This is a genomic window from Thermodesulfitimonas sp. (assembly GCF_052743955.1).
In genome coordinates this window covers 1-25,182 of the sequence record NZ_JBRAIN010000009.1, presented here as the reverse complement: position 1 = coordinate 25,182, position 25,182 = coordinate 1, and the positions used below count along the sequence as shown (strand labels likewise).

Below are 25,182 nucleotides of genomic sequence, written 5' to 3'. Positions count from 1 at the left end.
CTTTTTCTTTATCACTGGCCCCTCAGGTGGGTCCCTTTTACTTTATCACAAACACGAATATCCACCGAGATCCACGACTGGATTGGCCGCTATATGTCCACCATTATTCATGGCCTGGACTACATCCTGCGGACGAAGCAGGGTCAACTCTCGCCAGCAGAAGAAGAAAACATTTTGATGCTGCGGACGCACTGCCAGAAGGCAGTAATCGATATGCGCAATATCATGAATGATGTTCACCCGTATTTAATCGAAAAAGTGGGCTTTATTCCGGCTCTCGAATCGTATGTAGCTAATTTCGAACGGATGCATAACCGGAAAGTCTATCTTTACTACCAGAAACAATCTCTCCCCCTAAGTATGGCCGCCCAGATTAACGTCTACCGGATTATCCAGGAGGCGCTGACTAACGTGGCCAGGCATTCTGCAGCTACAGAAATAGACATTTTCTTCAGCGACAACAACGAAAATATAACGATCGAAATCATCGATAATGGCGGCATTAAAGAAACCCCACCAACACCCGGAAAAGGATTATGGGGCATGGCGGAGCGCGCCCGCTTAATCGGCGGCCAGCTTAGTTATGGTTATAAAGACGGCGGGTTTTGTATTACCTTAACCCTGCCTAAAAAGGGGGGTATGGAAGGTGGCGAAGATCAGAATCATGCTGGTGGAGGATCATAACGTCTTCCGCGAGGGTTTGAAAAAGTTACTTGAAACCGAAGATAAATTTCAGGTGGTAGCGCAGGCCGACTCCTTCGCCCAAGCGTTAAAACATACGGACGGGAACGTGGATATCCTCCTCTTGGACATCGGCTTACCTGATGGGGATGGGCTCGAACTCTGCAGTCAATTATTGAGCGCCTTCCCGCAGCTCAAAATAATCATTTTAACTACTTATTATGACGATATCACATTGGTTCGCCAAGCACTAGAAAGAGGGGTCAAGGGCTTTGTGCCTAAGTACGCCTTCTTCGAAGAAATCAAGTCGGCCATTCTCACGGTCTATAAAGGAAGCATTTACATCTATCCCGGCCTCCAGGCGCAACTACTTCTGGCAAACCGTGAACCTTGTCTTTCGGACACGGAAACCAACATTTTGCAGCTGATTGCTCAAGGCAAGAACCAAAAAGAGATCGCCGCTAAACTCTACATGAGCCTCTCCACCCTCTGCCGGAGAATTAGAGGTCTCTGTACCAAACTCGGGGTGAGCACCATCGAGGAAGCGCTAGCGGTAGCTGCCAAGCGAGGTCTATTGCGATAGCATTACCGATGGTTGAATTGCGCCTGGTTCGCGCTTAAGGAAGGGATATTATGGCCAGATCCGCCGCAACCAGAAACGCCGTTTTCCTCTTTATAGCCGTCTTTTTCCTGAGTGCGATCACTGTATTTTTCACTATGAAATTCCGCTTTCTCAAGAAGATTATGACAAACTACGAAGAAAGTATCCGCCAGATCGCGATTAACCAAACGAATTATTTCCTCAGGGACCTGGAAACGGTTACCGAAAGGACGGCGTAGGAACTCGCCCGGCAGGGTGCTGCCCTGGACAGGCTCTCTACGCTCGACCCCCGGATTACCGGAGTGTGGATCATTGATGATCGTGGAGCGGTTATTTCCGGAACCGCTCACGAAACTTTGAAACCCGAAAAAAACTGGGTTCCCCGCGGTACTAAAACGTTAATCTTGGGCGTGAATTCGGTGACGCTCAGAGCGGCGCAAAAACCTACGGCACCCTGACTTTTCAAATCTCGGACCGGCGCTTCGAAGCCATTCACGCCCCGCTGGTTAAGAAAGGTAAGGTTTCAGAGGCCACCACCGTTATTGGCTCCGGTGCTCAGGAAAAAACTTGTTTTAACGTTCTTAGCCGGCTAATTGAAACCCTGCCTATGGCCGTCATTTATATCGACAGGCACCACAAAGTAGCCCAGGCTAACCTCTTAGCCCGGTGCTACTGGGGCACCCTCGAACCCGGCCTCAGTATCGACGGGGTTGATCCCGAACTGGCTGGCTTCATTTACCGCAACATTGGCTCCCGCACAATTAAACTGGTAAAATTGACTTCCAGGAACACCACCGCCGAGGTGGTTTACGTCTATGATGAGGAAGGTAATTATAGCGGCGCGTTGGTGCTTGTAACCACTCCGCCAGAAGCAAATTCCGTACTATTTATGAAGAGAGGGAGGCAAGGACAATGGTCGATTACCAGGTTACCGTCATTCTCAAACTCTTTGAAAGAACTTGGCTGCCGGGTGAAGTCCCGCCCTTAGAGCAAATCCGGACGGCAGCCACGGTTCAACCCGAAGACATCTATAATTTAAGGGACTTTTTTGCCGAACGTTTGACCCGGGTGGCCGCCATTACGCAGCTGCTACTCAACCGCGGCTGGCGCTCACGGGGAAGCAAGGAAGCCGTTATCCTCGAGGGGAACGATCTGGAGGCGCACGAAGTAAAGGAAGCTGTTACTTGCGAACGGTTTTAAGCCGTGCGAGTTCGAAATCAAACTCGATTACCGGCGCAAGTGGGGCTATATGTGATTGCGGGGAAAACTCCTCCTGTAAAAACGCGTTTGGCGAAGATCAAACCGGACGCGGGACTTCCCTACCCGCCCCGCTGCAATAGCTCCGCGTCGCTTACACGGAGCATCATCTCCTCGCGGGTGATCAGCCCCGCAGCGTAAAGCTGGCGCAGGCTTTGTTCAAAGGGAAGCATCCCGTAGCGCGCGCCCGTCTGGATGACAGAGGCTATCTGGTGGGTTTTACCTTCCCGGATCAAGTTACGGACGGCGGGGGTGGCCACAAGAACCTCCACCGCCAACACCCGACCCCGTTTATCGGCGCGCGGCAGAAGCTGCTGCGCGATCACCCCCTGAAAAACGCCGGCTAATTGCACGCGCACCTGCGCCTGCTGGTGGGGCGGAAAGATGTCCACAATGCGGTTGACCGTCAGGGCGGCGTTGGGTGTATGCATCGTCGCCAGCACCAGGTGGCCCGTCTCCGCGGCTTTGAGCGTGATCGCGGTTGTCTCAAGGTCGCGCATCTCCCCGACCAAAATCACGTCGGGGTCCTCGCGCAGGGCGGCCCGCAGCGCAGTGGCGAAATTTCGCGAATCGTTACCGATCTCCCGCTGGTTAACAATCGAGCGGCCGTGGCGGTGGAGGTACTCGATGGGGTCCTCGAGCGTGATAATATGGCAGCGCCGCTCCCGGTTGATAAGGTCGATCATCGCTGCGAGCGTTGTCGATTTCCCGCTCCCGGTAGGCCCGGTAACCAGGATCAGCCCGTTCGGCCGGCGAGCAAGATGCGCCGCCACTTCTGGCAGGCCGAGTTCCTCAAGAGTAGGGATCCGCGTATTTAAAACTCTGATGGCAATTGCCGGGTTCCCCCGCTGTTTGAAGCAGTTAACCCGAAAACGGCCGAGGCCAGGCACGCCGTAGGCAAAATCGACCTCCCCAACCTCCCAAAAGCGCCGCTGCCGCTCTTCATCCGCAAGCTGCCGCAGCAGCGTTACAATATCCTCGCGGGTAAGGGGCTTCGCCGCCTTCTCTCCCTGCAACTCCGTACCGCCGGGCATTTCCCCTTGAGCCAGCGGGTGGAGTTCCCCGTTAATCCGCAAAACCGGCGGCACACCTACCGTAAGGTGCAGGTCGGAAGCCTTCCGCGCTACGGCAAGGGTCAAGAGCTCCTGGATCTCCAGCGACATTCCTCCACCACCCTGAATCTTTCTTGGCTCTTCCCGAGCTTCAACCCGCAAACTATCCAAACTCGAACTTCGAACTTCGAACTAACAAACTTCGAACTAATTCTCCTCCGCGTAAGCCACCCGCATCACTTCTTCAATCGTGGTGAACCCCTTTAGCGCTTTGGCGACGCCGTCCTCGCGCAAAGTCCGCATTCCTTCGGCGATCGCCTGTTCCCGGATCGCCGCCGCTGGCGCCCGCTTTGCAATAAGGTCCCTGACCGCCGGCGTCACCCTAAGCACCTCGCAAATGGTGGTGCGCCCCCGGTAACCGGTGTTGTTGCAATAACGGCACCCCCGCCCCCTGTAGAGCGTAACCGGCGCGTCGTAAGCGAGACCCATGAAGAAACGGGGGCGCGCTCCCGGTTCAAGCTCGTAAGGCTCTTTGCAGCGCGGGCAGATCACCCGGACCAGCCGCTGGGCCGTGACGCCAAGAACCGTAGAGGCCACCAGGAAGGGCTCGATCCCCATGTCGAGGAGGCGGGTCACCGCCCCGGCAGCGTCATTCGTGTGGAGGGTTGAAAGCACCAGGTGCCCCGTCATCGCCGCCCGGATCGCGATCTCTGCCGTTTCCCCGTCCCGGATTTCACCCACCATTACGATGTCGGGATCCTGACGCAGGATGGCGCGCAGGCCGCGGGCAAAGGTGAGCCCGGCCTTCGGGTTCACCTGCACCTGGTTGACCCCGGGCAAAAGGTATTCCACCGGGTCCTCCACGGTGATCACGTTGAGCTCCGGGGAACCAATTTCGGAAAGAACCGCGTAAAGGGTGGTAGTCTTACCGCTCCCGCTAGGGCCGGTGATTAAAATCATGCCGAAAGAGCGCCGGATGATATCTTTAAAACGTTGGAGGTTGTCCTCTAAAAAACCTAACTGGTCGATGCGGAAGAGCATCTTCCCTCTATCGAGGAGCCTAATGACCACTTTTTCCCCAAAAACGGTGGGCATCGTCGAAACCCGCAGGTCTACTTCTCGCTCCCGGTAGCGGATCAAGATACGTCCGTCCTGGGGAACCCGCCGCTCGGCGATATCAAGGTCGGCCATAATCTTGATCCGGGAAACGAGGGGAAAACGGAATTTCCGCGGCAGGGTCATCGCCTCCTGCAGCATCCCGTCTATCCGGTATCTTACCCGGACATCTTCTTTCTGGGGCTCAATGTGGATGTCGCTGGCCTGCTCGTTAATCGCCTGGATGATTATCGAGTTAGCCAGGCGAACAATAGGGGCTTCGTCAACCGCTTCCCGCTCGGGCTGGTCGAGGTTGACCGCCTCCATCTGCACCACTTCAGGAACATCGAGTTCTTCCAGCGCCTTCTCCAGCCCCGGAAGCCCAAAGTAGCGCTGAATCGCCGCGTCGATATCTTTTTCCTTCGCCAGGACGGGTTCGATTTCAAGTCCGGTAGCCAGGCGTAGGTCGTCGATGGCTACGACGTTTAGCGGGTCGACCATCGCTACCACTAACTTGTTGCCTTCTTTTTTAAGGGGAACAACCTTATGCTGGCGAACCAGCTGCTCGGGAACGCTCTCGACAACAAGCGGGTTGAGGGTCACCGCATTGAGGTCCACCTGAGGCGTCCCGAGTTGGAACTCCAGCACATCGAGGATATCCTGCTCCGATACGTATCCGAGCTTAACCAGAACCTCCCCCAGCCGCTCCTTCGTTTGCTGCTGCACCTTAAGCGCCTCCTGGAGCTGGGCCGGAGTAATCAGCTTATTTTCAAGGAGAAAATCACCCAGACGCCGCTGCTGCCCTAATACTTTAGCCACCAGCTACACCTCCGCTTTAATCCGTTCACAGGCTTTTTCAACCTTCAACCAGTACGGAACGCACCACATCGGTAGGCACCCCCCGGGCAATCCGTACCCTGCCAATTGCTTCCGGAAGGATAAAGGTAAGCTGCCCCGCCGCCACCTTCTTATCCCGCCGCATCGCGTCGAGGAGCGCTTCCGGAGCGATATCCGGTGGAATCGTGTCCGGCAGCCCGGTCCGCCGCACCAGCGCCGCAATCCGCTCGACCCCGGCTGGTTCAAAGTAGCCGAGCCGCTTGGCCAGCCGCGCCGCAAAGACCATCCCGATCGCCACCGCCTCGCCGTGGACAAAACGCTCGTAACGGGTGGCCGCCTCAAGGGCGTGACCGAGGGTGTGGCCAAAGTTCAGGATGGCGCGCAGCCCCTTTTCTGTTTCATCGGCAGAAACGACTGCCGCTTTAATCGCGCAGGAGGTCGCCACCGCCTGCTCCACTGCCGCATCCGCAAGCTGCAGCAGCGCTTCGAGATGCGTTTCGAGCCACGTAAAAAAGGCGGCATCGTAGATGACACCGTACTTTATCACTTCGGCCAAGCCCGCCCGAACCTCACGTAACGGAAGGGTGGCCAGCGTTCGCACGTCTGCAAGCACAAAGCGCGGCTGGTAGAAGGCGCCGATCAGGTTCTTCCCCTGCGGGTAGTTCACCCCAACCTTACCCCCGACGCTCGAATCGACCTGTGCCAAAAGCGTTGTCGGCACCTGCACGAAAGCTACACCCCGCATGTAGGTTGCGGCTAAAAAACCGGCGATGTCACCCACCACGCCGCCGCCCAGAGCAAGAACAGTATCGCCCCGCTCCAATTCCGCACCAAGTGCCGCATCGTAAAGAGTGGCCACCGTAGCGAGCGTCTTGTACTCCTCGCCGTCGGGAATCTCCGCCCGCCGCACTCCAAAACCTGCTGCCGCCAGGCTCTCCTCTACCACCGCCGCAAACAGCGGCGCAACCGTCGGGTTCGTAACGATCAGGATTCGCTCGCCGCTAAGGTGGCGGCGGGCAAAGCTGCCAATCTCCCGCAGGATACCCGGCCCCACGTAAATCGGGTAGCTGCGCGACCCAAGCGCTACACTAACTTCCTTCATCCGCTAACGTTCCCCGTCTAAAAGATCTTGTTTTCTTAAATAGTCGTAGATGATCGCCGCCGAGCTATCCGGGTCCTGTTTGCCCGTATCTACAGCAAAGTCAGCGATACGGTAAACTTCCTCCCGCGCCGCGAGAAGCTCGCGCACCCGTTCCTCCAGGTTCCCCTTTAGGAGCGGCCGCCGTTCCTTTTTCCCTTTAACCCGTTCTACGATCACTTCCGGAGCGGCGTAAAGCCTGATTAACACCCCGTTTTGTTTCAGCAACGCCACATTCTCCGGGTTGAGCACCATACCGCCGCCCGTAGCGATGACCAGTCTCTCGCGTCTGGCAAGCTTCCGGCAAAGTAAGTTCTCCTCCGAACGGAAGCGTACTTCCCCGTCCTCGGCGAAGATGCGAGCGATACTCTTCCCGGTCAAACGCTCTATCTCGGCATCCGTATCGATAAACTCCCAGCCCAAGAGCCGCGCCAATCTTTTCCCGATCGCCGTCTTCCCCGTCCCCATAAAGCCGATCAACACGACATTTTTCACCGCGTCACCCGCCTCACACGCTCTTGAAAACGTTCCAGGGCCTCCTTGATTTCGGCCAGTGAATCGCCACCGAACTTCTCCAGACAGGCCCGCGCCACTTCCCAGGCTACCACCGCCTCAGCAATAACACAGGCCGCTGGCACCGCGCAGATGTCCGCGCGCTCGGAAGCCGCCTCGACCCGCTCCTTGGTAAAAATATCGATACTCCCGAGCGGGCGTCGCAGGGTCGGGATCGGCTTCATCGCTGCCCGGACGATAATTGGCTCCCCGTTAGTTACCCCCCCTTCAAGGCCCCCTGCGTTATTGCACTCCCGGTAAAAGCCCCTCCCCGGGGCGTAAAAGATCTCGTCCTGCACCGCCGATCCCGGCAGAGAAGCGGCCCGGAAACCCATCCCGATCTCGACGCCCTTGATCGCCTGAATGCTCATCACCGCCTGGCTTAGGCGGCCGTCGAGACGCCGGTCCCAGTGGACGTAGCTTCCCAGCCCTGGCGGGACACCGTAAACGCGTACCTCAAAGATACCGCCAAGCGAGTCCCCTTCCTCCCGCGCCCGGTCAATGGCCGCCACCATCGCCTCGCTCCCTGTCTTATCGGCGCAATAAACCGGGGATTTTTCAACCTTCCCCCGGATCTCCTCCGGCGGCGCCTCAAACGGTGGCACCTCCACCGGCCCGATCCGGAGTACCTGGCCGGCCACCTCAATCCCTAACTCCTCTAACAACCGGCGCGCCACCGTTCCTGCCGCCACGCGCGCCGCCGTCTCCCGGGCACTCGCCCGCTCCAGCACATTCCGGAGGTCCCGGTGCCCGTACTTCAGCATCCCGGCGAGATCCGCATGCCCCGGGCGGGGCCGCGTAACCACGCGTTCGTCAAGGCGCGCTCCAGGCTCGGGCCCCATAACCTCCCGCCAGTTTGCCCAGTCCCGGTTGCTAATTTTCAGGGCGATCGGTGAGCCGAGGGTATAGCCCCCCCGCACACCGCTTAGGATCTCTACGTGGTCTTCCTCAATCCGCTGGCGACCGCCCCGACCGTAGCCTCCCTGGCGACGCACAAGCTGGCGGTCGATATAATCCGCCGTGAGCCAAAGCCCTGCCGGTATCCCTTCTACTATAGTAAGCAATGCGGGACCGTGCGACTCTCCCGCGGTCAAGTAACGCAGTGCCACCTCTGCCTCCCCCTGAAATAGACGTTTAACCTCATACCGACATAGAGCTCTGGGGTCTGTTCAACGTTCAACGCTAAAAGACATCATACCAAACCGCACCCCATGCACCTTTATAAACCCTAACCTTAAACGTCGAACATAGAACGTAGAACGTTTTCGAGCGCCGCCCGCATCACCCCAACGGGTGCCTCCCGCCCCGTCCAGAGTTCAAAAGCGGCAGCCCCCTGGTGGAGAAGCATCGCTATTCCGTTCTGGATCGTCGCCCCTGCCGCCGCTGCCAGCCGCAAGAACCGGGTTTCCGGCGGGCTGTAGACAAGGTCGACCACAAGCTGCCCCGGCCTAAAAGCCTCCGGCGGCACCGGCGGGCACGCCTCTTCCTTCGGGTGCATCCCCAGGCTCGTCGTCTGCACAACCAGCGCCGCCTCGGTAACCACCTTTTTACCGGTACCTGCCAGATCCGCCCAGGACAGCGTCGCGGCGGCTACCCTTTCAGCCCGCACCAGTTCAGCCAGTGCCGCAGCGCGGCTAAGGGTCCGGTTAAAGATGGTGATTTCCCGCACCCCGGCACGAGCCAGGGCCACTACCACCGCACGCGCCGCCCCGCCTGCACCGATAATTACCGCCGGGCGGCCCGCTGGGTCAAAACCCGCTTCCTGCAAGGCCCGCAAGAAGCCGGTAGCATCGGTATTATACCCTACAAGTGCCCCTCCACGGTTCACCACCGTATTCACGGCACCGATCAGCCGCGCCTCTTCCGCTACCTCGTCCAGCAAGGGCAGCACCGCCTCTTTATGTGGCACGGTGATGTTGACCCCCGCAAGCCCGAGCGCCTTGATTCCCGCCACCGCTGCTGCAAGCGCCTCCCGCCGCACGTGGAAAGGGAGATAAACAAAATTAAGCCCCAGAGCGGTAAACGCCGCGTTATGCATCGCGGGCGAAAGAGTGTGCGCCACTGGGTCCCCGAAGATGCCGGTAACCCTCGTTTCCCCGTTAATCATGACCTCAGCCACCGCTCTCCCGCGCCAAGCGACCGCCGCGCCCTGATAAAAGGGAGAAAAAGCTGTTCGACCCTGCGGGTTATAAGCCTGGTCAGGATGAAATCAGGCCCCCCAAGCGGTGATACCAGGATGGTATAAAGCCCCATCCGGTTCCCGCCCAAGATATCGGTGAAGAGCTGGTCACCGACCATCGCGGTCTCCTCCGGGCTCGTCCCGAGTAGCGCCAGAGCTTTACGGAAGGGCTTGCCGCGCGGCTTCACGGCCCGGAATACGCCCGGCACGCCGAGGCGGCGCGCCAGCGCCCCCCCTTTTTGCCGGCTGTTATTTGACACGATACAGAGCTTAAAGCCTTCCCGCCGCATAGCGGCCAGCCATTCAAGCAGCCGGGGCTCGGCCCATTCTTGCCCGCGGGCCACAAGTGTATTGTCCAGGTCCAGAATTAAGGCCCGGATACCCCTGCTCCTGAGAAGCTCCGGAGTAATTTCAAAAACCGAATCCACGTAGAGGTTGGGAAGAATAAACCTCAGCAAGACCTGGCCTCCCACTTAAGAAAATGATCGCCTAAAAAAGTAACCATTCCGGCAACATCCCCCGGATGAAAAACGCGCACCGGAAGGCAGAGTGGTTCGCCGCTTACCACCGCCACCGTCCGCGCATCAATCGCCGCCTTCTCACCTGGCGCGAGAACCCGCACCTGCGGAATGGGAGCCTCCCGCCATCCCTCGACTATAACCATATCTACGTCCCGGCCCAGCAACTCTACGGCCTCCTCAAAAGAAAGCGCCGCGCCATCCTGAAAGCAAAAGAAGCCGCCCGGCCCTACAAGCGCTGTCTTTGACGCCCCCGCCCGCATGAACCGGTCGGTATCTTTGCCGGGCGTATCTAACAACGGGTGCCGGGTATGCTTCAGAACGGCTATCCGGTAGCCCGCCTCCCGCAAGGCAGCTACCAACTGAACAACCAACCCCGTCTTGCCCGACCCCGACCTCCCGACAACGCCCAAAACAGGTACTGGCCAAGCCCTCTCTCCTAGAGTAACAGTTGACGTCCCGCCAACTGCACGCTCCCTTTGGAAATCCTCCACCGCCCGGAGCCGTGCCAGGTCCGCCGGTGTATTCACGTTGAAAAAGACGCGCTCTATCCCGGGCCGCCAAACAAAGTCTGCTTCCGTGAGGTAACGCACACGCACTGCGGGGAAGAAGCCAGCCACCCGGCGCTCGCCTCGTTCCAGGATTTTAGTTATCGGCTCCAGACAGCTCTTGCGGTAGGCCGCGAAAAGCGGTTGCAACCGTCCCGCCACACACGGCACCGCCGCATCAAAGCCCTCCACCTGCCCGGTAATGAACGCCGCTACTTCGCCGTCTGCAAACGGCAGATCACACGCCGCAACGAAAACCACCTCGTAACGGGCCGAGACTAGGCCCGCGTGAATCCCCCCGAGTGGCCCCACCCCTTTGAATATATCCTCTACCACCCGGTCGGCGTAACCCGCAAAAAGTCCCACATCACCGCTGATAATTACCTCGGGGAATACGGCCCGCAAGGCCGCAACAACGCGCGCCACCAGCGGCCGCCCATCGACCCGGAGCAGAGCCTTATTTTCTCCCATCCGGGTACTTTTACCGCCAGCCAAAACCAGAGCAGTTGCGTTCATAATTTTTAGTTTAACCCAAAAAGACGCCAACCGCCAGAGGGTTCGCGCAAATTTCGCCCTGGACAGGCACGCAAGAAACACGGCGCACGTAATATAGTTGTGCGTCCGCACCCAAAGAATAGCAGGCGAATAAAACGGGAGGGAATAAGCCTCTTGCCGCGCGAACGAGATTATACGTTGGACCTGCTAAAAACGCTCGGGTGTCTCCTGATGGTCTTTGCTCACTCCCACGTAGTTACCAACGACTGGTTTACCCATTACGTGGTCTTTTTGGGGACTTTCGCACCGGTACTTTTCTTTGGCGTGTGCGGGGTAACCGCCAGCTTTCAGCTGCGCTCCCGGCCATGGCCCGTGCTGGCCATCTCCTACGCCCTCTTTTTCTTAATAGGGTTAAGCTTTATCGGTACCAAGGGGATCGACTTCTGGCGGGAGCCCCAGTGCGAAATATTTCAGGGCATCGCGCTCGGCGTTATAGCCACGGCGCTGCTGGTGCGCTTACTTGGGGAAGAAAGCGGGCTCTTATTCCCTTTGCCTTTCTTGCTATACGTGCTCTGCAAAAAGGCTGTCGTAGCCATTCCTGTGGTAGCCGGCTTCCTTTTTCCACCAGGCCTTTTCCCGCTTTTCTCCTGGCTATCCTTTTTCCTCTGGGGCCTCTTTTGCTACCGGTTCCGCCGGGCAGGGTTCCTCCTTGCCCTGGCCGCCGCCGGGGCGTACTTCTTGCTCGTGGTTACCGGTAAGGGGCACTGTGAAAAATGGGCGATGAACGCGGGCTATTTTCTGCGGGGGCTAACGCTTTACGGCCTCCTCTTTAACCTTTGTTCGCTTGGGTGGCGCGCTCCAGAGTGGCTTATTTATACCGGAAAACACTCGTTACTTTTTTCTACACGCACTATCTTGTACTCTCGCTCTGGCGCGCAGCCGGTCTTCCCTTCTTGTAGGAATCATCCTCTTAGCGCCGATGATGGCGCCACCTACCGCACTGCCGTGGGTCTCTTATGGTTGCGGTTTCCTTTTCGCTTTAAATTACCGCACGTTGCCCAAACTAGTGCTCTTTATCGCCGGCAACAGACAATCTCCAGCAGGGAACAAGAGTTATAGTGGCAAGGCGGCTCTACCCCCAGCGCAGCGCAACTATAATTTAGCCGAATAGTTACCACGCTAACCGGTAAAGACGGTCCGGCCGCCGCCAACAAATTTAAGCACCACGGTCGCGGCTGCCGGGCTTGACCGCCGGAACACCCTGGCGACAAAGAGGGCACCTTTCAGGATCCCAGGTCACCGCGCCGACTTTGAGCAAGGCCGCAAATGGGGCGTCGAAACGTGCCTGGCCGCCGCTGCGGTCGATCAGCGCCCCGAAACCGACCACTTCTCCCCCAAGGGCGGCCACGGCCGCCGCCGCCTCCTTTACCGACCCCCCGGTGGTGACAACGTCTTCCACCACTAACACCCGTTCGCCTGGCGCCACCGTAAAACCGCGCCGGAGACGCATCACGCCCTCCACCCGCTCGGTAAAGATACCCCGCACCCCAAGCGCCCGCGCCACCTCGTAAGCAATGATGATCCCGCCGAGCGCCGGCCCCACAACACAGCTAACGTTAAGCCCCCGAAAACGCGCGGCCAGCGCGCCGCCCAACCCCGCGGCAATCTCCGGGTATTGTAGCACCAAGGCGCACTGCACGTAGGTATCGCTGTGGCGCCCGGAGGTCAAAATAAAGTGTCCCGAAAGGATGGCCCCGCTTTTTTCAAAAATTTGCCGGATTTCGGCTTCGCCCAGTTCCCCAAACTCCAATTTGCAAACCCCTTCCTACACCACAGTTTCACCGGTTACGTTACCTGGCCTTGCTTAACCCTGAACTTGGAACCGTGAACTTATCCATCCAGCGATTTCACAATCTCCGCCGCTGCCCGCACCGGGTCCGGCGCCTGGAGAACCGGCCTTCCCACAACGATGTAGTCGGCGCCGGCGCGTACCGCTTCCCCCGGGGTCATAACCCGCCGCTGGTCACCAAGCGGCGCACCCAGCGGCCGTACCCCCGGCGCGATGAGCAAAAAATCTGGACCGCAGGCCTTCTTAATCGCCGCCGCCTCAAGCGGCGCAGCCACCGCACCGTCCAGACCACACTCCTTTGCCAACAGCGCCCACCGGAGCGCCACCGCCAGCGGGCTTTCGGAAATGCCGACCTCCTCCCGCAACGCCTGCTCATCAAGGCTCGTGAGCACCGTAACCGCAACTACCTTTGGCCGGGGGATGCCCAGGCGCGCCGCTTCCGCCGCCGCGGCTTCGGCTGCCGCCCGCATCATCGCCCGCCCGCCGGCAGCGTGGACGTTGATAATGGAAGCACCGGCCGCCGTTAGGGCCTGCACCCCGCCCGCCACTGTTGACGGGATGTCATGCAGTTTCAGGTCGGCAAAAACCTCCCGGCCCAGCCCCCGGAGGAACGCGAGCGCCGCTGGGCCGACCCGGTAATAGAGACGCATCCCGACCTTAAAGCCTCCGACGAGATCGCGTAAAAGCCCCGCCAGTTCCTGCGCCCGGGACCAGTCGTCCGCGTCGAGAGCCACCATCAGCCGCTTTTTCCCTTGCATCCTGCTCCCCCTTACCCGGAGCGCCGGTGCGCCGCGCCGATAAGCTCCTTAACATCCGTGACGCCCTCCGCAGCCAGCAGCCGACTCAGCCCTTCCACAAGCTCCACCGTGAGCCGCGGGTTGACAAAATTCCCCGTACCTACGGCTACGGCCGTCGCGCCGCAGACGATAAACTCGAGGGCGTCTTCGGCACCCATGATTCCACCCATCCCGATGATCGGTAACCGCGTGGCCGCGTAGACCCGCCAAACCGCCCAGAGGGCGACCGGTTTTATCGCCGGACCGGATAGCCCCCCGGTGACATTACCCAGAACCGGCCGGCACCACCGCCAATTGACCGCCAGACCGGGAAGGGTATTGATCAAAGAAACGCCACTCGCCCCGGCAGCGGCAACCGCCGTCGCCACTTGCACTACATCTGTGCCCATTACGCCCAACTTGACGAAAACGGGCAAATTTCCCGCAACTTGCCGGACCGTCCGGATCACCGCCGCCGCCGTTTCCGGGTCACCGCCGAAATGCAGTCCCCCTTTTTTTACGTTGGGGCACGAAAGATTAACTTCCAGCGCGTCTACACCCGCAGCCGCCAAACGCTCCGCCACTGTAGCGTATTCATCGTTCGTCTCCCCGGCAACGCTGGCGATGACTTTCACTCCCCGCCGCTTCAGCTCCGGCAGAATATCCCGGGCCACGACTTCTACACCCGGGTTTTCGAGCCCGATGCTGTTGAGCATCCCCGCTGGCGTTTCCGCCAGGCGCGGCGGCGGATTTCCCTGCCGGGGCTTCAGGGTCACCGTCTTTAAAACCACAGCCCCCAGAGCGGTGAGATCCACAACCGCAGCGTACTCTACCCCGAAGCCAAAAGTCCCGGAGGCCGTCACCACCGGATTCTTAAGCCGCAACCCGGCCAGGTCAACGAAAAGTTCTGGTTTCACTCCCAGACCACCTCTTCCGCCAAGAAAACCGGGCCGTCCACACAGACCCGCTTGTAAACCGGCCCCTCCGGGGTAATCACCTTCACCGCGCACCCCCGGCAGGCACCGACGCCGCAACCCATCCGCTCCTCGAGGGAAAACTCCGCCCGGGCTATTCCCGCCTCCCGGAGGAAAGCCGCCAGCGCCCGCAGCATTGGGCCTGGCCCCGCGGCGTAAAGAATATCCACCGGCGGGATGCCTTCTGCTCGTAGGAGATCCACCACCGTCCCTTTGAAACCAGCTGCCCCGTTATCCGTCGCCACGAAAAGCCGTACCCGCAGGGCGGCGAGTTTTTCCTGTAGGAGCAACTCGTAGCGGTTCTGCGCACCGTAAAAAACGGTCACCTCGTTCCCGAGCGCCCGTAACCGCTGGACCAAGAAATAAAGCGGCGCCATTCCGAGTCCCCCGGCCACCACGGCAAAGCGACCGCTTGGCGGCACGGTAAAGCCTTTTCCCAGGGGCCCAAAGACGCTCAGCCGGCGCCCCAATTTCTTCCCCGCTAACAGCGCTGTACCCCTCCCGACCACGCGGTAGAGAATCTTCACCAGCCCCCGCTCCCGGTCCACCGTGTTGATGCTAAAGGGGCGCCGCAGCAGCGGGTCCGCCGTGATGCTCGTCCGCACCATCACGAACTGGCCTGGCTGGGCCGCGCGCGCTATCTCCGGGGCGTAGAGTTCCAGCCGGTAGCAACCGTGCGCAACTTTGCGCTGCGTTACAATCTCTGCCTCGTAGACCACGGCATAGCCCCCTCCAAGTGGTACTCCTGTAACGGTATTACTTCGATGAATCCACCCGCTGTTCGCGCCTTCATCACGGTTAGAATCGCCCGGATCGTGTCGAGGGACGTGATGCACGGGACGCCTAACTCCACCGCCGTCCGCCTGATCCGGAAGCCTTCGCGCTCGGGCATCTTGCCGCGGGTAAGCGTATTTAACACCAGGTGGATATTTCCCTCGCGCAGCAAGTCCACAATGTTAGGAGAACCCTCGTGGAGTTTTTTCACCGTTTCCACCGGGATACCGGCCGCCCGGAGCACTTGAGCCGTCCCCGCCGTGGCTACAATTCTAAATCCGAGCGCCACAAGCTCGCGCACAATCGGCAGAACTTCTTCTTTATCCCGGTCGGAAACGGTCACAAGCACCGTGCCCGCTTGCGGGAAGGAGTAACCAGCCGCCACGCAACCCTTGTAGAGGGCCGCCGCATAATCGGCACTTACCCCCATAACCTCGCCTGTCGACTTCATCTCCGGACCAAGGGAAACATCAACATCCAGCAGCTTAGCGAAGGAGAAAACCGGAACCTTAACCCCGATGTAGCGACCCTTCGGGTAAAGGCCGGTCGCATAACCTAACTCCCGGAGCTTCTTACCCAAAATCACCTGTGTTGCCAGGTGGATCATCGGCACGCCGGTAATTTTACTGAGATACGGAACGGTCCGGCTCGCCCGGGGATTAACTTCAAGCACGTAAGGCTGGCCGTTAGGAGCTACAACGTACTGGATGTTTAGCAACCCCTTCACCCGCAGCGCCCGCGCCAACTCGATGGTGTAGGCCACGATCTTCGCCTCGGTCGCCGGTGCCAGCCCCTGCGGCGGGTAAACCGCAATGCTGTCCCCGGAATGGACCCCGGCCCGCTCCACATGCTCCATAATCCCGGGGATGATTACCTCTTCGCCGTCGCTGATAGCGTCTACTTCTACTTCCTTCCCGAAAATATACTTGTCAACGAGTACAGGGTACTCCGGGCTCACCCTGACCGCCGACCGCATATATTCTACTAAATCATCCTGGTTATAAACGATCTCCATCGCCCGGCCGCCAAGAACGTAGGAGGGCCGTACCAGAACCGGAAAGCCCACCCGCCGCGCGATCGCCGTTGCTTCGTTAACGGAAAACGCGGTGCCGCCCGGCGGCCGCGGGATACCGAGACGCTCTAAAAGCCGGTCAAACTTCTCCCGGTCCTCCGCCGTATCGGTATTTTCCACCGAGGTCCCCAAAATCTTGAAGCCCGCCTGGGCAACCGGTTTGGCCAGGTTAATGGCCGTCTGCCCCCCAAATTGAACCACTACCCCGTCGGGCCGCTCTTTTTTCAGGATATTGATCACGTCCTCCGGCACGAGGGGCTCGAAGTAGAGGCGGTCTGCCGTGTCGAAATCGGTGCTTACCGTCTCCGGGTTGTTATTGATGATGACCGCCTTGACCCCTGCCTCCCGAAGCGCCCAGACGCAGTGAACCGAGCAATAGTCAAACTCGATCCCCTGTCCGATCCGAATCGGCCCGGACCCCAAAACTACCACCTTAGGGCCGGGCTCCGGCGGCGCCTCATCCTCCGTCTCGTAGGCCGAGTAATAGTAAGGAGTCGCCGCCTCGAACTCGGCGGCGCAGGTATCGACCATCTTATAAACAGGTATAACGCCAAGCTCCTCCCTCTTCCGCCGCACATCTATTTCTGCTTGGCCCGTCAGCACCGCAATCGCCCGGTCCGAAAAACCAAGACGCTTCGCCATCGCCAGCCGCGCGGCCGTTAATCCCGCCGCCCCTTCCCGCTGTAGCTCCGCCTCAAAAGCTACGATACCCTTAATTTTCTCGATAAACCACGGATCGATGTGGGAGAGCGCCGCGATCTCCTCCACCGCAAAGCCACGCCGCAACGCCTCCGCCACAATGAAGAGACGCTCGTCATGCGGCACGGCCAGCTTTTCCCGCAGCGCCGCGTCCGAAAGTTTAGCCGCTTCGGGGAGGGTCAGCCCGTAAAGCCCGATTTCGAGTGAACGCACCGCTTTTAAAAGCGCCTGCTCGAAGGTCCGGCCGATGGCCATCACTTCGCCGGTTGACTTCATCTGCGTTCCGAGGACCCGGTCGGCCAACGCGAACTTATCGAAAGGCCAGCGGGGGAACTTCACGACCACGTAGTCTAGCGCCGGTTCAAAGCAAGCACAAGTCTTGCCCGTCACCGCATTCTTTATCTCGTCGAGCGTGAGCCCGATGGCGATCTTCGCCGCCACCTTCGCAATCGGGTAGCCCGTAGCCTTCGAAGCCAAAGCCGAAGAGCGCGAGACGCGGGGGTTGACCTCGATCACGTAGTACCGGAAACTTTTCGGGTCTAGGGCAAACTGAATGTTGCAGCCGCCTTCAACCCCGAGCGCCCGGATGATTTTGAGCGAAGCGGTACGGAGAAGCTGGTATTCCTTATCGCTCAGCGTCTGGGAGGGAGCAACCACGATGCTGTCGCCGGTGTGGATGCCCATCGGGTCGATATTCTCCATGTTGCAGACGGTGATGCAATTATCCGCACCGTCCCGCATCACTTCGTACTCGATCTCTTTCCAGCCGGCAACGCACTGCTCGAGGAGCACCTGACTGATGATGCTGTGCTTGAGCCCGCGCGCCGCGATCTCGCGAAGTTCCGCCTCGTTACGTGCAATGCCACCGCCCGTGCCACCCAGCGTGTAAGCCGGCCGTACCACTACCGGGTAGCCTATCTCCCGCGCGAAGCGCACCGCCTCCGTTAGATTTGACGCGATAACGCTCGCCGGCACGGGCTCCCCGATTTCCTGCAGCATCGTCCGGAAAAGCTCCCGGTCCTCCGCCTTCTTAATTGTTTCCAGCGGGGTCCCTAAGAGCTCAACGCCAAGCGCCGCCAGCACACCCATCTCGCTCAGTTCCAGCGCCAGGTTGAGGCCTACTTGACCGCCGAGGGTAGGCAGGAGCCCATCGGGCTGCTCCTTCTTCAATACTTCGGATAGAAATTCCGGCGTGAGTGGCTCGATGTACACCCGGTCCGCCGTGTTAGCGTCGGTCATGATCGTCGCCGGGTTCGAATTGACCAGCACCACCTCCAGCCCCTCTTCCTTCAGGGACCGGCAGGCCTGGGTCCCCGCGTAATCAAACTCCGCCGCCTGCCCGATGATGATCGGGCCCGAACCGATAACCATTACCTTTTTAAGATCCTTGCGCCGTGGCATCCCTATCTCCTCTCGCGCTGCATCATAGCTATGAATTCGTCAAAGAGGTATTCCGCGTCGTTGGTTCCTGGAGCCGCTTCCGGGTGGTACTGCACCGAAAAAACCGGCAGGTGTCGGTGGCGCATCCCTTCAACCGTCCCGTCGTTGAGGTTCACGTGCGAGACGTAAACCTCCTGAGGCAGCGACGCCGCATCAACCGCAAAGCCGTGGTTGTGGGATGTTATGTAAACTCGGCCCGTCACCACGTCCTTGACCGGGTGGTTGACGCCCCGGTGGCCGAACTTTAGTTTATAAGTTCTGCCCCCAAAAGCCAGCCCTAAAATCTGGTGGCCAAGGCAGATGCCGAAGACCGGCACCCTGCCGATAAGCTCCCGCACGGTTTCCGCCGCGTAAAAGACGTCTACCGGGTCCCCGGGCCCGTTCGAGAGCATAATCCCGTCTGGTTCGTAAGACAGTGCCTGCGCCGCCGTGGTCCGCGGCGGTACCACCACTACCGTACAGCCCCGCCGGTTAAGGCACCGGATGATGTTTTCCTTAGCCCCGAAGTCGAAGAGCACCACCCGGTAGCCGTCGCCGGGCACCACGTAGGGCTCCCGCGTAGCAACCGCGTCAACCAGCGCCTGGCCGGTAAGCGGCGGCGACCGGCGCGCCTTTTCCACCAGGCTTGCCGCATTCAGGTCCACCGTACTTAAAACCCCGCGCATCGTCCCGTGTTTCCGCAGGCGCCGGGTCAAAGCCCGCGTATCGATACCCGCCAGCCCGATTACCCCTTGCTCCCGTAAATAGGTTGCCAGGTCCCATTTGGCCCGCCAGTTAGAAGGAGTACTGCAGGCCTCCCGCACCACAAACCCGCGCACAAAGGAGCGCCGGGCCTCGAAATCAGCCTCGTTGATCCCGTAATTGCCGATAAGCGGGTAGGTCATCACCACAATCTGACCGCAATAGGAGGGATCGGTCAGTACCTCCTGGTACCCGGTCATCCCAGTGTTGAAGACGACCTCGCCCCAGCTTTCCCCCGCGGTGCCGAAACCCGTACCGAAATAAACCGTCCCGTCTTCCAGTGCCAGCGCCGCCCGCATCTTCCGCTTTCAATCTCCTTCCCCGTTTAATCCCCCGGGTTACTTTTTCGCCCGCGCCCGCCTGCCGGTAGCCGCCCGCGGCCGCACCTCAAACCACCGCCCGCCGACCACCACCCCCACGGGCAGCCCCTTGAGCCGCCACCCGGCAAACGGGGTATTCTTGCCCTTAGAGGCAAAGCTCTCCGGTTCCACCGTCTCTTCCAGCTCCGGATCGATCAGCGTAACGTCGGCCGGCGCCCCTTCCCGGAGCGAACCACCCGCGAGACCTAAAAGCCGGGCCGGGTTAATGGTGAGCTTCGCCGCAAGCTGGGGGAGCGTGAGCACCCCCTCCCGCACGAGCGCCATCGCTAGGCCCACCGCGGTTTCCAGGCCCACCATCCCGAAGGGGGCCGCGTCAAACTCGACCTCTTTTTCCTCCCGGGCGTGCGGCGCGTGGTCGGTCGCGATCACGTCAATCGTCCCGTCGGCCAGCCCCTCCTTGAGCGCCGCCACGTCGGCGGCGGTTCTAAGCGGCGGGTTCACCTTTGCGTTAGTGTTGTAACCCTTCACCGCCTCATCCGTCAGCGTAAAGTGGTGCGGCGTCACCTCCGCCGTTACCTTCACCCCGCGCGCCTTCGCCTCCCGGATGAGCCGCACCGCGCCGGCCGTGCTCACGTGGGCGATGTGAAGATGACACCCGGTAAGCGCCGCGAGGATAACATCCCGCGCCACCGCCACTTCCTCTGCCGCCGCCGGTATCCCGCGGAGCCCAAGAATCGACGCGGTAACCCCCTCGTGCATCACTCCTCCGGCGCTTAGGTCCGGATCCTCGCAGTGCGAAATCACCGGCGCACCGAGCATCGCCGCGTACTCCATCGCCCGGCGCATGAGATTCCCGTTCTTCACCCAGCGGCCGTCATCCGAAAAGGCCACCGCGCCAGCAGCCCGCATCTCGCCGAGGGGAGCGAGTTCCTTCCCTTTGCTCCCCCTGGTGAGCGCCCCGACCGGGTAGACCCGGGCGCCGCCCACCGCCTTCCCCCGCTCCAAGACAAAGCCCACCACCGCCGCGTTATCACAAACCGGCCGGGTATTCGGCATCGCGCAGACCGCCGCGAAGCCGCCCCGGAGTGCCGCTGCCGCCCCGGTAGCGATTGTCTCTTTGTATTCGTAGCCGGGTTCCCGGAGGTGCACGTGCATATCGATCAGCCCCGGCAAAATGAGGCAGCCGCGGGCGTCGACCACCGTAGCGTCTTTATCCGCAGGCGCTTTGCCGATATGCGCAATCCTATCCCCCACCACGGTCACGTCCGCCTGGAATAGCTTCCCCGCAACCGGGTCTACCACCGTCCCGCCCTTAATGATAAGCCTTATCATCGTTTTCCCTCCGTACGAGGAGATAAAGGCAGGCCATCCGCACCGCCACCCCGTTGGTCACCTGGTGCGTGATCACCGCCCGCCCGCTATCGGCCACCGCGGCACTGATTTCCACACCCCGGTTAAGCGGTCCCGGATGCATCACGATCGCCTCCGGCTTCGCCAACCCTAACCGCTCCCAGGTAATGCCGTAGAGGCGGGCGTACTCCTCAACGCCGGGTAGCAGGCCCTGAGCAAACCGCTCCCGCTGGAGGCGCAACACGTAAACCACGTCTGACCCCGGCAGCGCGTCTTCCAGCCGGGTAAAAACGGCCACGCCCATCTTTTCCAGCCCCGGCGGCAAAAGGGTGCGCGGCCCGCAGACCCGCACCGTAGCCCCGAGCTTCTGCAACCCCCAGATGTTCGACCGCACTACCCGGCTGTGCTGGATGTCGCCCACGAAAGTCACCGTAAGCCCCGCGATCCGGCCTTTCTGCTCCTGGATCGTGTAGAGGTCTAACAGCGCCTGCGTCGGGTGTTCGTGCATCCCGTCGCCCGCGTTGATCACCGCGGCGCGCGTGTAGCGGCCAAAAACCGCCGCCGCACCCGCCGCGGGGTGGCGGAGAACCACCGCGTCGGCCCCGAGCGCGTCGATGGTTTTCGCCGTATCGACCAACCCCTCACCCTTCGCCACGCTCGACGTGGCCGCAGTCACACTTATCGTATCCGCGCTCAAGTGTTTCGCTGCCAATTCGAAAGAGAAACGCGTCCGGGTGCTCGGCTCGTAGAAAAGCGTCGCCACCACCTTGCCCCGCAGCGTCGGCACTTTTTTGATGTCCCGCCTGATCACTTCACGCATTGCGCCTGCGGTATCAAGAATCATGCGGATCTCGTCCGCCTCTAACTCCTCCAGGCCCAACAGGTCCTTCCGCTGTAGCATCTTCTACCTCCCCGCTCAAACGCCAAATAAAAAGGCCCCGTCCCGCTTTTGGCTGGCCGAGGCCGGCAAACGCGCTCCTTTTCCGCGCCCCTTGCCAGCCTCGCCGGACCGTCTTTAAAAGGACGCCTCACTCCACCCTTTCGCTGATAACCACCCGCTCGTCACCATCTATCTCCTTGATATGCACCTCAATCACTTCTTTCCGCGATGTCGGCACATTCTTCCCGACGAAATCCGCCCTTATCGGTAGCTCCCGGTGCCCCCGGTCGACCAGCACCGCGAGCTGAATCACCGCCGGTCGCCCTAAGTCCATCAGCGCGTCGAGCGCCGCCCGCACCGTCCGTCCCGTATAAATCACGTCGTCCACCAGCACCACCCGCTTCCCGGTCACCGGGAAATCAACCTCCGTCCGGTAAACCAGCGGCTGGTAACTAAGCTGCGTCAGGTCGTCCCGGTAGAGCGTGATGTCGAGGGAACCGACCGGCACCTCCCGCCCCTCTATCTCCAAGATCAAGGCCGCCAGCCGGGCCGCCAGAGGCACTCCCCGCCGCCGGATGCCGATGAGGGCCAGATTTTCCACCCCTTTGTTCCGTTCGATGATCTCATGGGCCATCCGGGTGAGCGCCCGCCTGATACCCTCAGCATCCATAATCTGCGCCTTCTCCTTCAGCTTCACCGTCAACCCTCCCGACCGCCTTCTGGCATAAAAAAAGCCTCCTTACCGCCAATCTGGTAAGCAGGCTTGAGCACGCGCTATTTTTTGCGTCACCGTTAACCTCTCCCTTCCCGGCCTCACGGGACCGGATTAAAGGTAATCCTGGAGGCGGCAGGCGGATTCGAACCGCCGCATAACGGTTTTGCAGACCGTCGCCTTGCCACTTGGCTATGCCGCCCCTCTTAATCCAACGCTACTTTATTATACCCTACCGCCCGCGCCCCGGCAATACCTTATTCCCATTCAATTGTCGCCGGCGGTTTGGAAGTGATATCGTAAACCACCCGGTTAACACCGGGCACCTCCCGCACAATACGGGTGGCGATCCGCTCCAACACTGCGTAAGGCAGCCGCGCCCAGTCGGCGGTCATCCCGTCCTGACTCTCCACCGCCCGGACGGCGATCGCGTGGGCGTAGGTCCGCGCGTCGCCCATCACGCCCACGCTCCGGATGTCGGGCAGAACAGCAAAATACTGCCAAACCTGCCGGTCGAGCCCCGCCCGCTTCACCTCTTCGGTAACGATGGCGTCCGCCGCGCGCAAAAGCGCCAGCTTCTCCTCCGTCACCGGCCCCAGGATACGCACCGCCAGCCCCGGACCAGGGAAAGGCTGGCGCCAGACGATCTCCTCGGGCAGCCCGAGTTCTTTCCCTAGCTCCCGTACCTCATCTTTGAAGAGCCAGCGGAGCGGCTCCACGAGCCTGAACTGCAAATCCTCCGGCAGCCCCCCGACGTTGTGGTGCGACTTGATCTTCGCCGCCGTCGCCGTGCCGCTTTCGACCACGTCCGGGTAAAGCGTCCCCTGGACCAGGAATTCGGCGCCGCCCAGCCGGCGCGCCTCCTCCTCGAAAACCCGGATAAACTCGGTGCCGATAATCTTCCGCTTCGCCTCCGGGTCGGCCACCCCCGCCAACTTTTGTAAAAAACGCTCCTTCGCCTCCACGTAAACAAGCCGGATGCCAAGACGCCGGAAAGCCTCCTGGACCGACTCCGGCTCCCCTTTCCGCAAAAGCCCGTGGTTCACAAAGACGGGCGTGAGCCGGTCCCCGATCGCCCGGTGCACCAGTGCCGCCGCCACCGCCGAATCCACGCCGCCGCTTAAAGCGCAAATCGCCCGGCCCGCACCGATAGTCGCCCGTACTTCGGCCACCGCCGCCTCTAGGAAAGAGCCCATCGTCCACGCACCGCTGCAGCCGCAAACCCTATAAAGAAAGTTTTCGAGCATCTTCTTCCCTTCGGGCGTATGGGCGACCTCGGGGTGAAACTGCACCGCGTAAAGCCTCCGGGCGGGGTCCGCCATCGCGGCCACCGGTGCCGCCTCCGTGCGAGCGGTCACCACGAATCCCGGCGGCGGCGCCGTCACTTTGTCCCCGTGGCTCATCCAGACCTCTGTCCGGTGCGCAACCCCCGCAAAAAGGCCCCCGTCGGCCAGAACCTCCAAGGGCGTCCGGCCGTACTCCCGGTGCGCCGCGGCCGCCACGTTGCCGCCGAGCAGGTGGGCCATGAGCTGCATCCCGTAGCAGATGCCTAATACCGGTATCCCGGTTTCAAAAAAGGCCGTCGGGAGCACCGGTGCACCCTCTTCGTACACGCTCGACGGCCCCCCCGAGAGAATGATGCCCCGTGGCTGGCGCGCCCGCAGCGCCTCCACCGGCGTAGAATAAGGCATAATCTCGCAATAAACCCGGCACTCCCGCACCCGCCGGGCGATGAGCTGGGTGTACTGTCCCCCAAAATCAAGGATGATTACCAGTTCTGCTTGCGGGTTGGGCACGTTACTCCCTCGCTTCGTAAATTTCCCGGCGCAGCACGCAGATGTCGGGCAGGTTCCGGTAACGCCCCGCGTAATCAAGCCCGTAGCCGACCACGAACTCGTCCGGGATCGAAAAACCCAAATAATCAATCGTCACCGGTACCCGCCGGCGGGAAGGCTTGTCCAGAAGGGCGCACACCTTGAGCCCCGCCGGCTCCTGCTGCCAGAGGTGGTCCGTCAGGTACTTGAGCGTTAGCCCCGTATCCACAATATCTTCCACGAGGAGAACCTCTTTCCCCGTTACGCTCCGGTCGAGATCCTTGAGAATCCGCACCACACCGGTAGTTGTGCTAGAAGCGCCGTAACTTGAGACCGCAATAAAATCAAGCTCCACCGGAACTGTCAGCACACGCAAAAGGTCGGCCAAGAAAACCACCGACCCTTTAAGCACGCCCACCGTCAGGAGTTCTTTCCCGCGGTAATCCGCCGAAATCATCTCGCCGAGCATCTTCACCCGTTCCTGAATCTCCGCGCGGCCGAGCAGAACCCGCTCGATATCCGGGTGCACGAGCTTCCCCCTCCGCACTTTCGCCCCGCAAAGGCACTACCACAGTTCGCAAAGAGTGCCAGGGTAGAAAAGCACGAAATCTGGCTTATTTATACCAGGAAAACCGCAGGATGTCAACTTTAACTGCCTCAGTTAGCCATATCCTAACCCCAAAACTAATTTTTTTATTGACAATAACCTTCAAAAAATGATATTGAAATGCCGAGGTCTCTGAAAAACCAGCTTAAAAAATAACCCATCATTTCTAAAGGGATACCCACAAAATGGAACAATTTACATGGCACTACAAATTAAATTAG

At 60.2% G+C, this 25,182-nt stretch carries 24 protein-coding genes and 1 tRNA gene; 4 read left to right on the top strand and 21 right to left on the bottom strand.

The features are described 5' to 3' along the window. Both ACUVTA_RS01630 and ACUVTA_RS01625 read left to right on the top strand, forming a co-directional pair. Positions 1–684: sensor histidine kinase (locus tag ACUVTA_RS01630; RefSeq protein ID WP_445951238.1), on the top strand; the 684-nt coding region annotated here is incomplete at its 5' end. After that, positions 647–1,264 carry a response regulator gene (locus tag ACUVTA_RS01625; protein ID WP_445951237.1) on the top strand — a complete coding sequence of 206 codons (618 nt, stop codon included), beginning with the start codon at positions 647–649 and terminating at the stop codon, positions 1,262–1,264. The genes ACUVTA_RS01630 and ACUVTA_RS01625, both read left to right, overlap by 38 nt. A 2-nt stretch (positions 1,265–1,266) precedes the next feature. On the opposite strand, the gene ACUVTA_RS01620 is transcribed toward ACUVTA_RS01625, so the two are convergent. Next, the gene (locus tag ACUVTA_RS01620; RefSeq protein WP_445951236.1) at positions 1,267–1,632 is read right to left on the bottom strand and encodes a hypothetical protein; all 366 of its coding nucleotides are present in this window, start codon (positions 1,630–1,632) and stop codon (positions 1,267–1,269) included. Positions 1,633–2,194: 562 nt separating this feature from the next. Here ACUVTA_RS01620 and ACUVTA_RS01615 point away from each other — a divergent pair. Next, on the top strand, positions 2,195–2,482 hold the full coding sequence (locus ACUVTA_RS01615; RefSeq protein ID WP_445951235.1) for a hypothetical protein: 288 nt from the start codon (positions 2,195–2,197) through the stop codon (positions 2,480–2,482). Between the two features lie 119 nt (positions 2,483–2,601). Here ACUVTA_RS01615 and ACUVTA_RS01610 read toward each other — a convergent pair whose 3' ends face one another. The 8 genes from ACUVTA_RS01610 to mobB form a co-directional block, all read right to left on the bottom strand. Further along, positions 2,602–3,696: a type IV pilus twitching motility protein PilT gene (locus ACUVTA_RS01610; RefSeq protein ID WP_445951243.1), complete on the bottom strand. Its 1,095-nt coding sequence runs from the start codon at positions 3,694–3,696 to the stop codon at positions 2,602–2,604. Between the two features lie 102 nt (positions 3,697–3,798). Continuing rightward, positions 3,799–5,505: a type II secretion system ATPase GspE gene (gspE, locus tag ACUVTA_RS01605; RefSeq protein ID WP_445951234.1), complete on the bottom strand. Its 1,707-nt coding sequence runs from the start codon at positions 5,503–5,505 to the stop codon at positions 3,799–3,801. Positions 5,506–5,542: 37 nt separating this feature from the next. Next, positions 5,543–6,625 carry a 3-dehydroquinate synthase gene (gene aroB / locus ACUVTA_RS01600; RefSeq protein ID WP_445951233.1) on the bottom strand — a complete coding sequence of 361 codons (1,083 nt, stop codon included), beginning with the start codon at positions 6,623–6,625 and terminating at the stop codon, positions 5,543–5,545. Positions 6,626–6,628: 3 nt separating this feature from the next. Further along, positions 6,629–7,156, bottom strand: coding sequence for a shikimate kinase (locus ACUVTA_RS01595; protein ID WP_445951232.1), 528 nt, complete (start codon positions 7,154–7,156; stop codon positions 6,629–6,631). Next, positions 7,153–8,316, bottom strand: a complete 1,164-nt coding sequence (aroC, locus tag ACUVTA_RS01590; protein WP_445951242.1) for a chorismate synthase — start codon at positions 8,314–8,316, stop codon at positions 7,153–7,155. Before aroC ends, ACUVTA_RS01595 begins: the two co-directional genes overlap by 4 nt. Before the next feature lie 131 nt (positions 8,317–8,447). Continuing rightward, positions 8,448–9,332, bottom strand: a complete 885-nt coding sequence (locus ACUVTA_RS01585; RefSeq protein WP_445951231.1) for a shikimate dehydrogenase — start codon at positions 9,330–9,332, stop codon at positions 8,448–8,450. Further along, complete coding sequence (locus tag ACUVTA_RS01580) at positions 9,317–9,850, bottom strand: YqeG family HAD IIIA-type phosphatase (RefSeq protein ID WP_445951230.1); 534 nt, start codon at positions 9,848–9,850, stop codon at positions 9,317–9,319. The genes ACUVTA_RS01585 and ACUVTA_RS01580 overlap by 16 nt, the downstream gene beginning before the upstream one ends. After that, positions 9,844–10,974: a molybdopterin-guanine dinucleotide biosynthesis protein B gene (mobB, locus tag ACUVTA_RS01575; RefSeq protein WP_445951241.1), complete on the bottom strand. Its 1,131-nt coding sequence runs from the start codon at positions 10,972–10,974 to the stop codon at positions 9,844–9,846. The genes ACUVTA_RS01580 and mobB overlap by 7 nt, the downstream gene beginning before the upstream one ends. A 153-nt stretch (positions 10,975–11,127) precedes the next feature. On the opposite strand from mobB, the gene ACUVTA_RS01570 reads away from it, so the two are divergent. Then, positions 11,128–12,072, top strand: coding sequence for a hypothetical protein (locus ACUVTA_RS01570; protein ID WP_445951229.1), 945 nt, complete (start codon positions 11,128–11,130; stop codon positions 12,070–12,072). A 97-nt stretch (positions 12,073–12,169) separates the two neighbouring features. Here the strand turns inward: ACUVTA_RS01570 and pyrE are convergent, their stop codons facing one another. From pyrE to hpt, 12 genes are all read right to left on the bottom strand, one after another. Then, positions 12,170–12,763 carry an orotate phosphoribosyltransferase gene (gene pyrE / locus ACUVTA_RS01565; RefSeq protein WP_445951228.1) on the bottom strand — a complete coding sequence of 198 codons (594 nt, stop codon included), beginning with the start codon at positions 12,761–12,763 and terminating at the stop codon, positions 12,170–12,172. A gap of 80 nt (positions 12,764–12,843) precedes the next feature. Continuing rightward, on the bottom strand, positions 12,844–13,560 hold the full coding sequence (gene pyrF / locus ACUVTA_RS01560) for an orotidine-5'-phosphate decarboxylase (RefSeq protein ID WP_445951227.1): 717 nt from the start codon (positions 13,558–13,560) through the stop codon (positions 12,844–12,846). A gap of 11 nt (positions 13,561–13,571) precedes the next feature. After that, a complete protein-coding gene (locus ACUVTA_RS01555; RefSeq protein ID WP_445951226.1) occupies positions 13,572–14,495 on the bottom strand; it encodes a dihydroorotate dehydrogenase in 924 nt (307 codons plus the stop codon). Beyond that, positions 14,492–15,271: a dihydroorotate dehydrogenase electron transfer subunit gene (locus ACUVTA_RS01550; RefSeq protein ID WP_445951225.1), complete on the bottom strand. Its 780-nt coding sequence runs from the start codon at positions 15,269–15,271 to the stop codon at positions 14,492–14,494. Before ACUVTA_RS01550 ends, ACUVTA_RS01555 begins: the two co-directional genes overlap by 4 nt. Continuing rightward, entirely contained in the window at positions 15,247–18,498 is a 3,252-nt protein-coding gene (gene carB / locus ACUVTA_RS01545) for a carbamoyl-phosphate synthase large subunit (protein WP_445951224.1), read from the bottom strand. Before carB ends, ACUVTA_RS01550 begins: the two co-directional genes overlap by 25 nt. A 2-nt stretch (positions 18,499–18,500) precedes the next feature. Then, positions 18,501–19,577 (bottom strand): glutamine-hydrolyzing carbamoyl-phosphate synthase small subunit, encoded by a 1,077-nt coding sequence (gene carA, locus ACUVTA_RS01540; RefSeq protein ID WP_445951223.1) that lies wholly within the window; start codon positions 19,575–19,577, stop codon positions 18,501–18,503. 39 nt (positions 19,578–19,616) lie between these two features. Next, the gene (locus ACUVTA_RS01535; protein WP_445951240.1) at positions 19,617–20,927 is read right to left on the bottom strand and encodes a dihydroorotase; all 1,311 of its coding nucleotides are present in this window, start codon (positions 20,925–20,927) and stop codon (positions 19,617–19,619) included. Beyond that, the gene (locus ACUVTA_RS01530; protein ID WP_445951222.1) at positions 20,911–21,849 is read right to left on the bottom strand and encodes an aspartate carbamoyltransferase catalytic subunit; all 939 of its coding nucleotides are present in this window, start codon (positions 21,847–21,849) and stop codon (positions 20,911–20,913) included. Before ACUVTA_RS01530 ends, ACUVTA_RS01535 begins: the two co-directional genes overlap by 17 nt. A 127-nt stretch (positions 21,850–21,976) precedes the next feature. Continuing rightward, positions 21,977–22,519 carry a bifunctional pyr operon transcriptional regulator/uracil phosphoribosyltransferase PyrR gene (pyrR, locus tag ACUVTA_RS01525; protein ID WP_445951239.1) on the bottom strand — a complete coding sequence of 181 codons (543 nt, stop codon included), beginning with the start codon at positions 22,517–22,519 and terminating at the stop codon, positions 21,977–21,979. A gap of 148 nt (positions 22,520–22,667) precedes the next feature. Further along, a tRNA-Cys gene (locus ACUVTA_RS01520) sits at positions 22,668–22,742 on the bottom strand. A gap of 55 nt (positions 22,743–22,797) precedes the next feature. Beyond that, on the bottom strand, positions 22,798–24,336 hold the full coding sequence (guaA, locus tag ACUVTA_RS01515) for a glutamine-hydrolyzing GMP synthase (protein ID WP_445951221.1): 1,539 nt from the start codon (positions 24,334–24,336) through the stop codon (positions 22,798–22,800). Between the two features lies 1 nt (position 24,337). After that, positions 24,338–24,883 carry a hypoxanthine phosphoribosyltransferase gene (gene hpt, locus ACUVTA_RS01510; RefSeq protein WP_445951220.1) on the bottom strand — a complete coding sequence of 182 codons (546 nt, stop codon included), beginning with the start codon at positions 24,881–24,883 and terminating at the stop codon, positions 24,338–24,340. Positions 24,884–25,182: the final 299 nt, after the last annotated feature.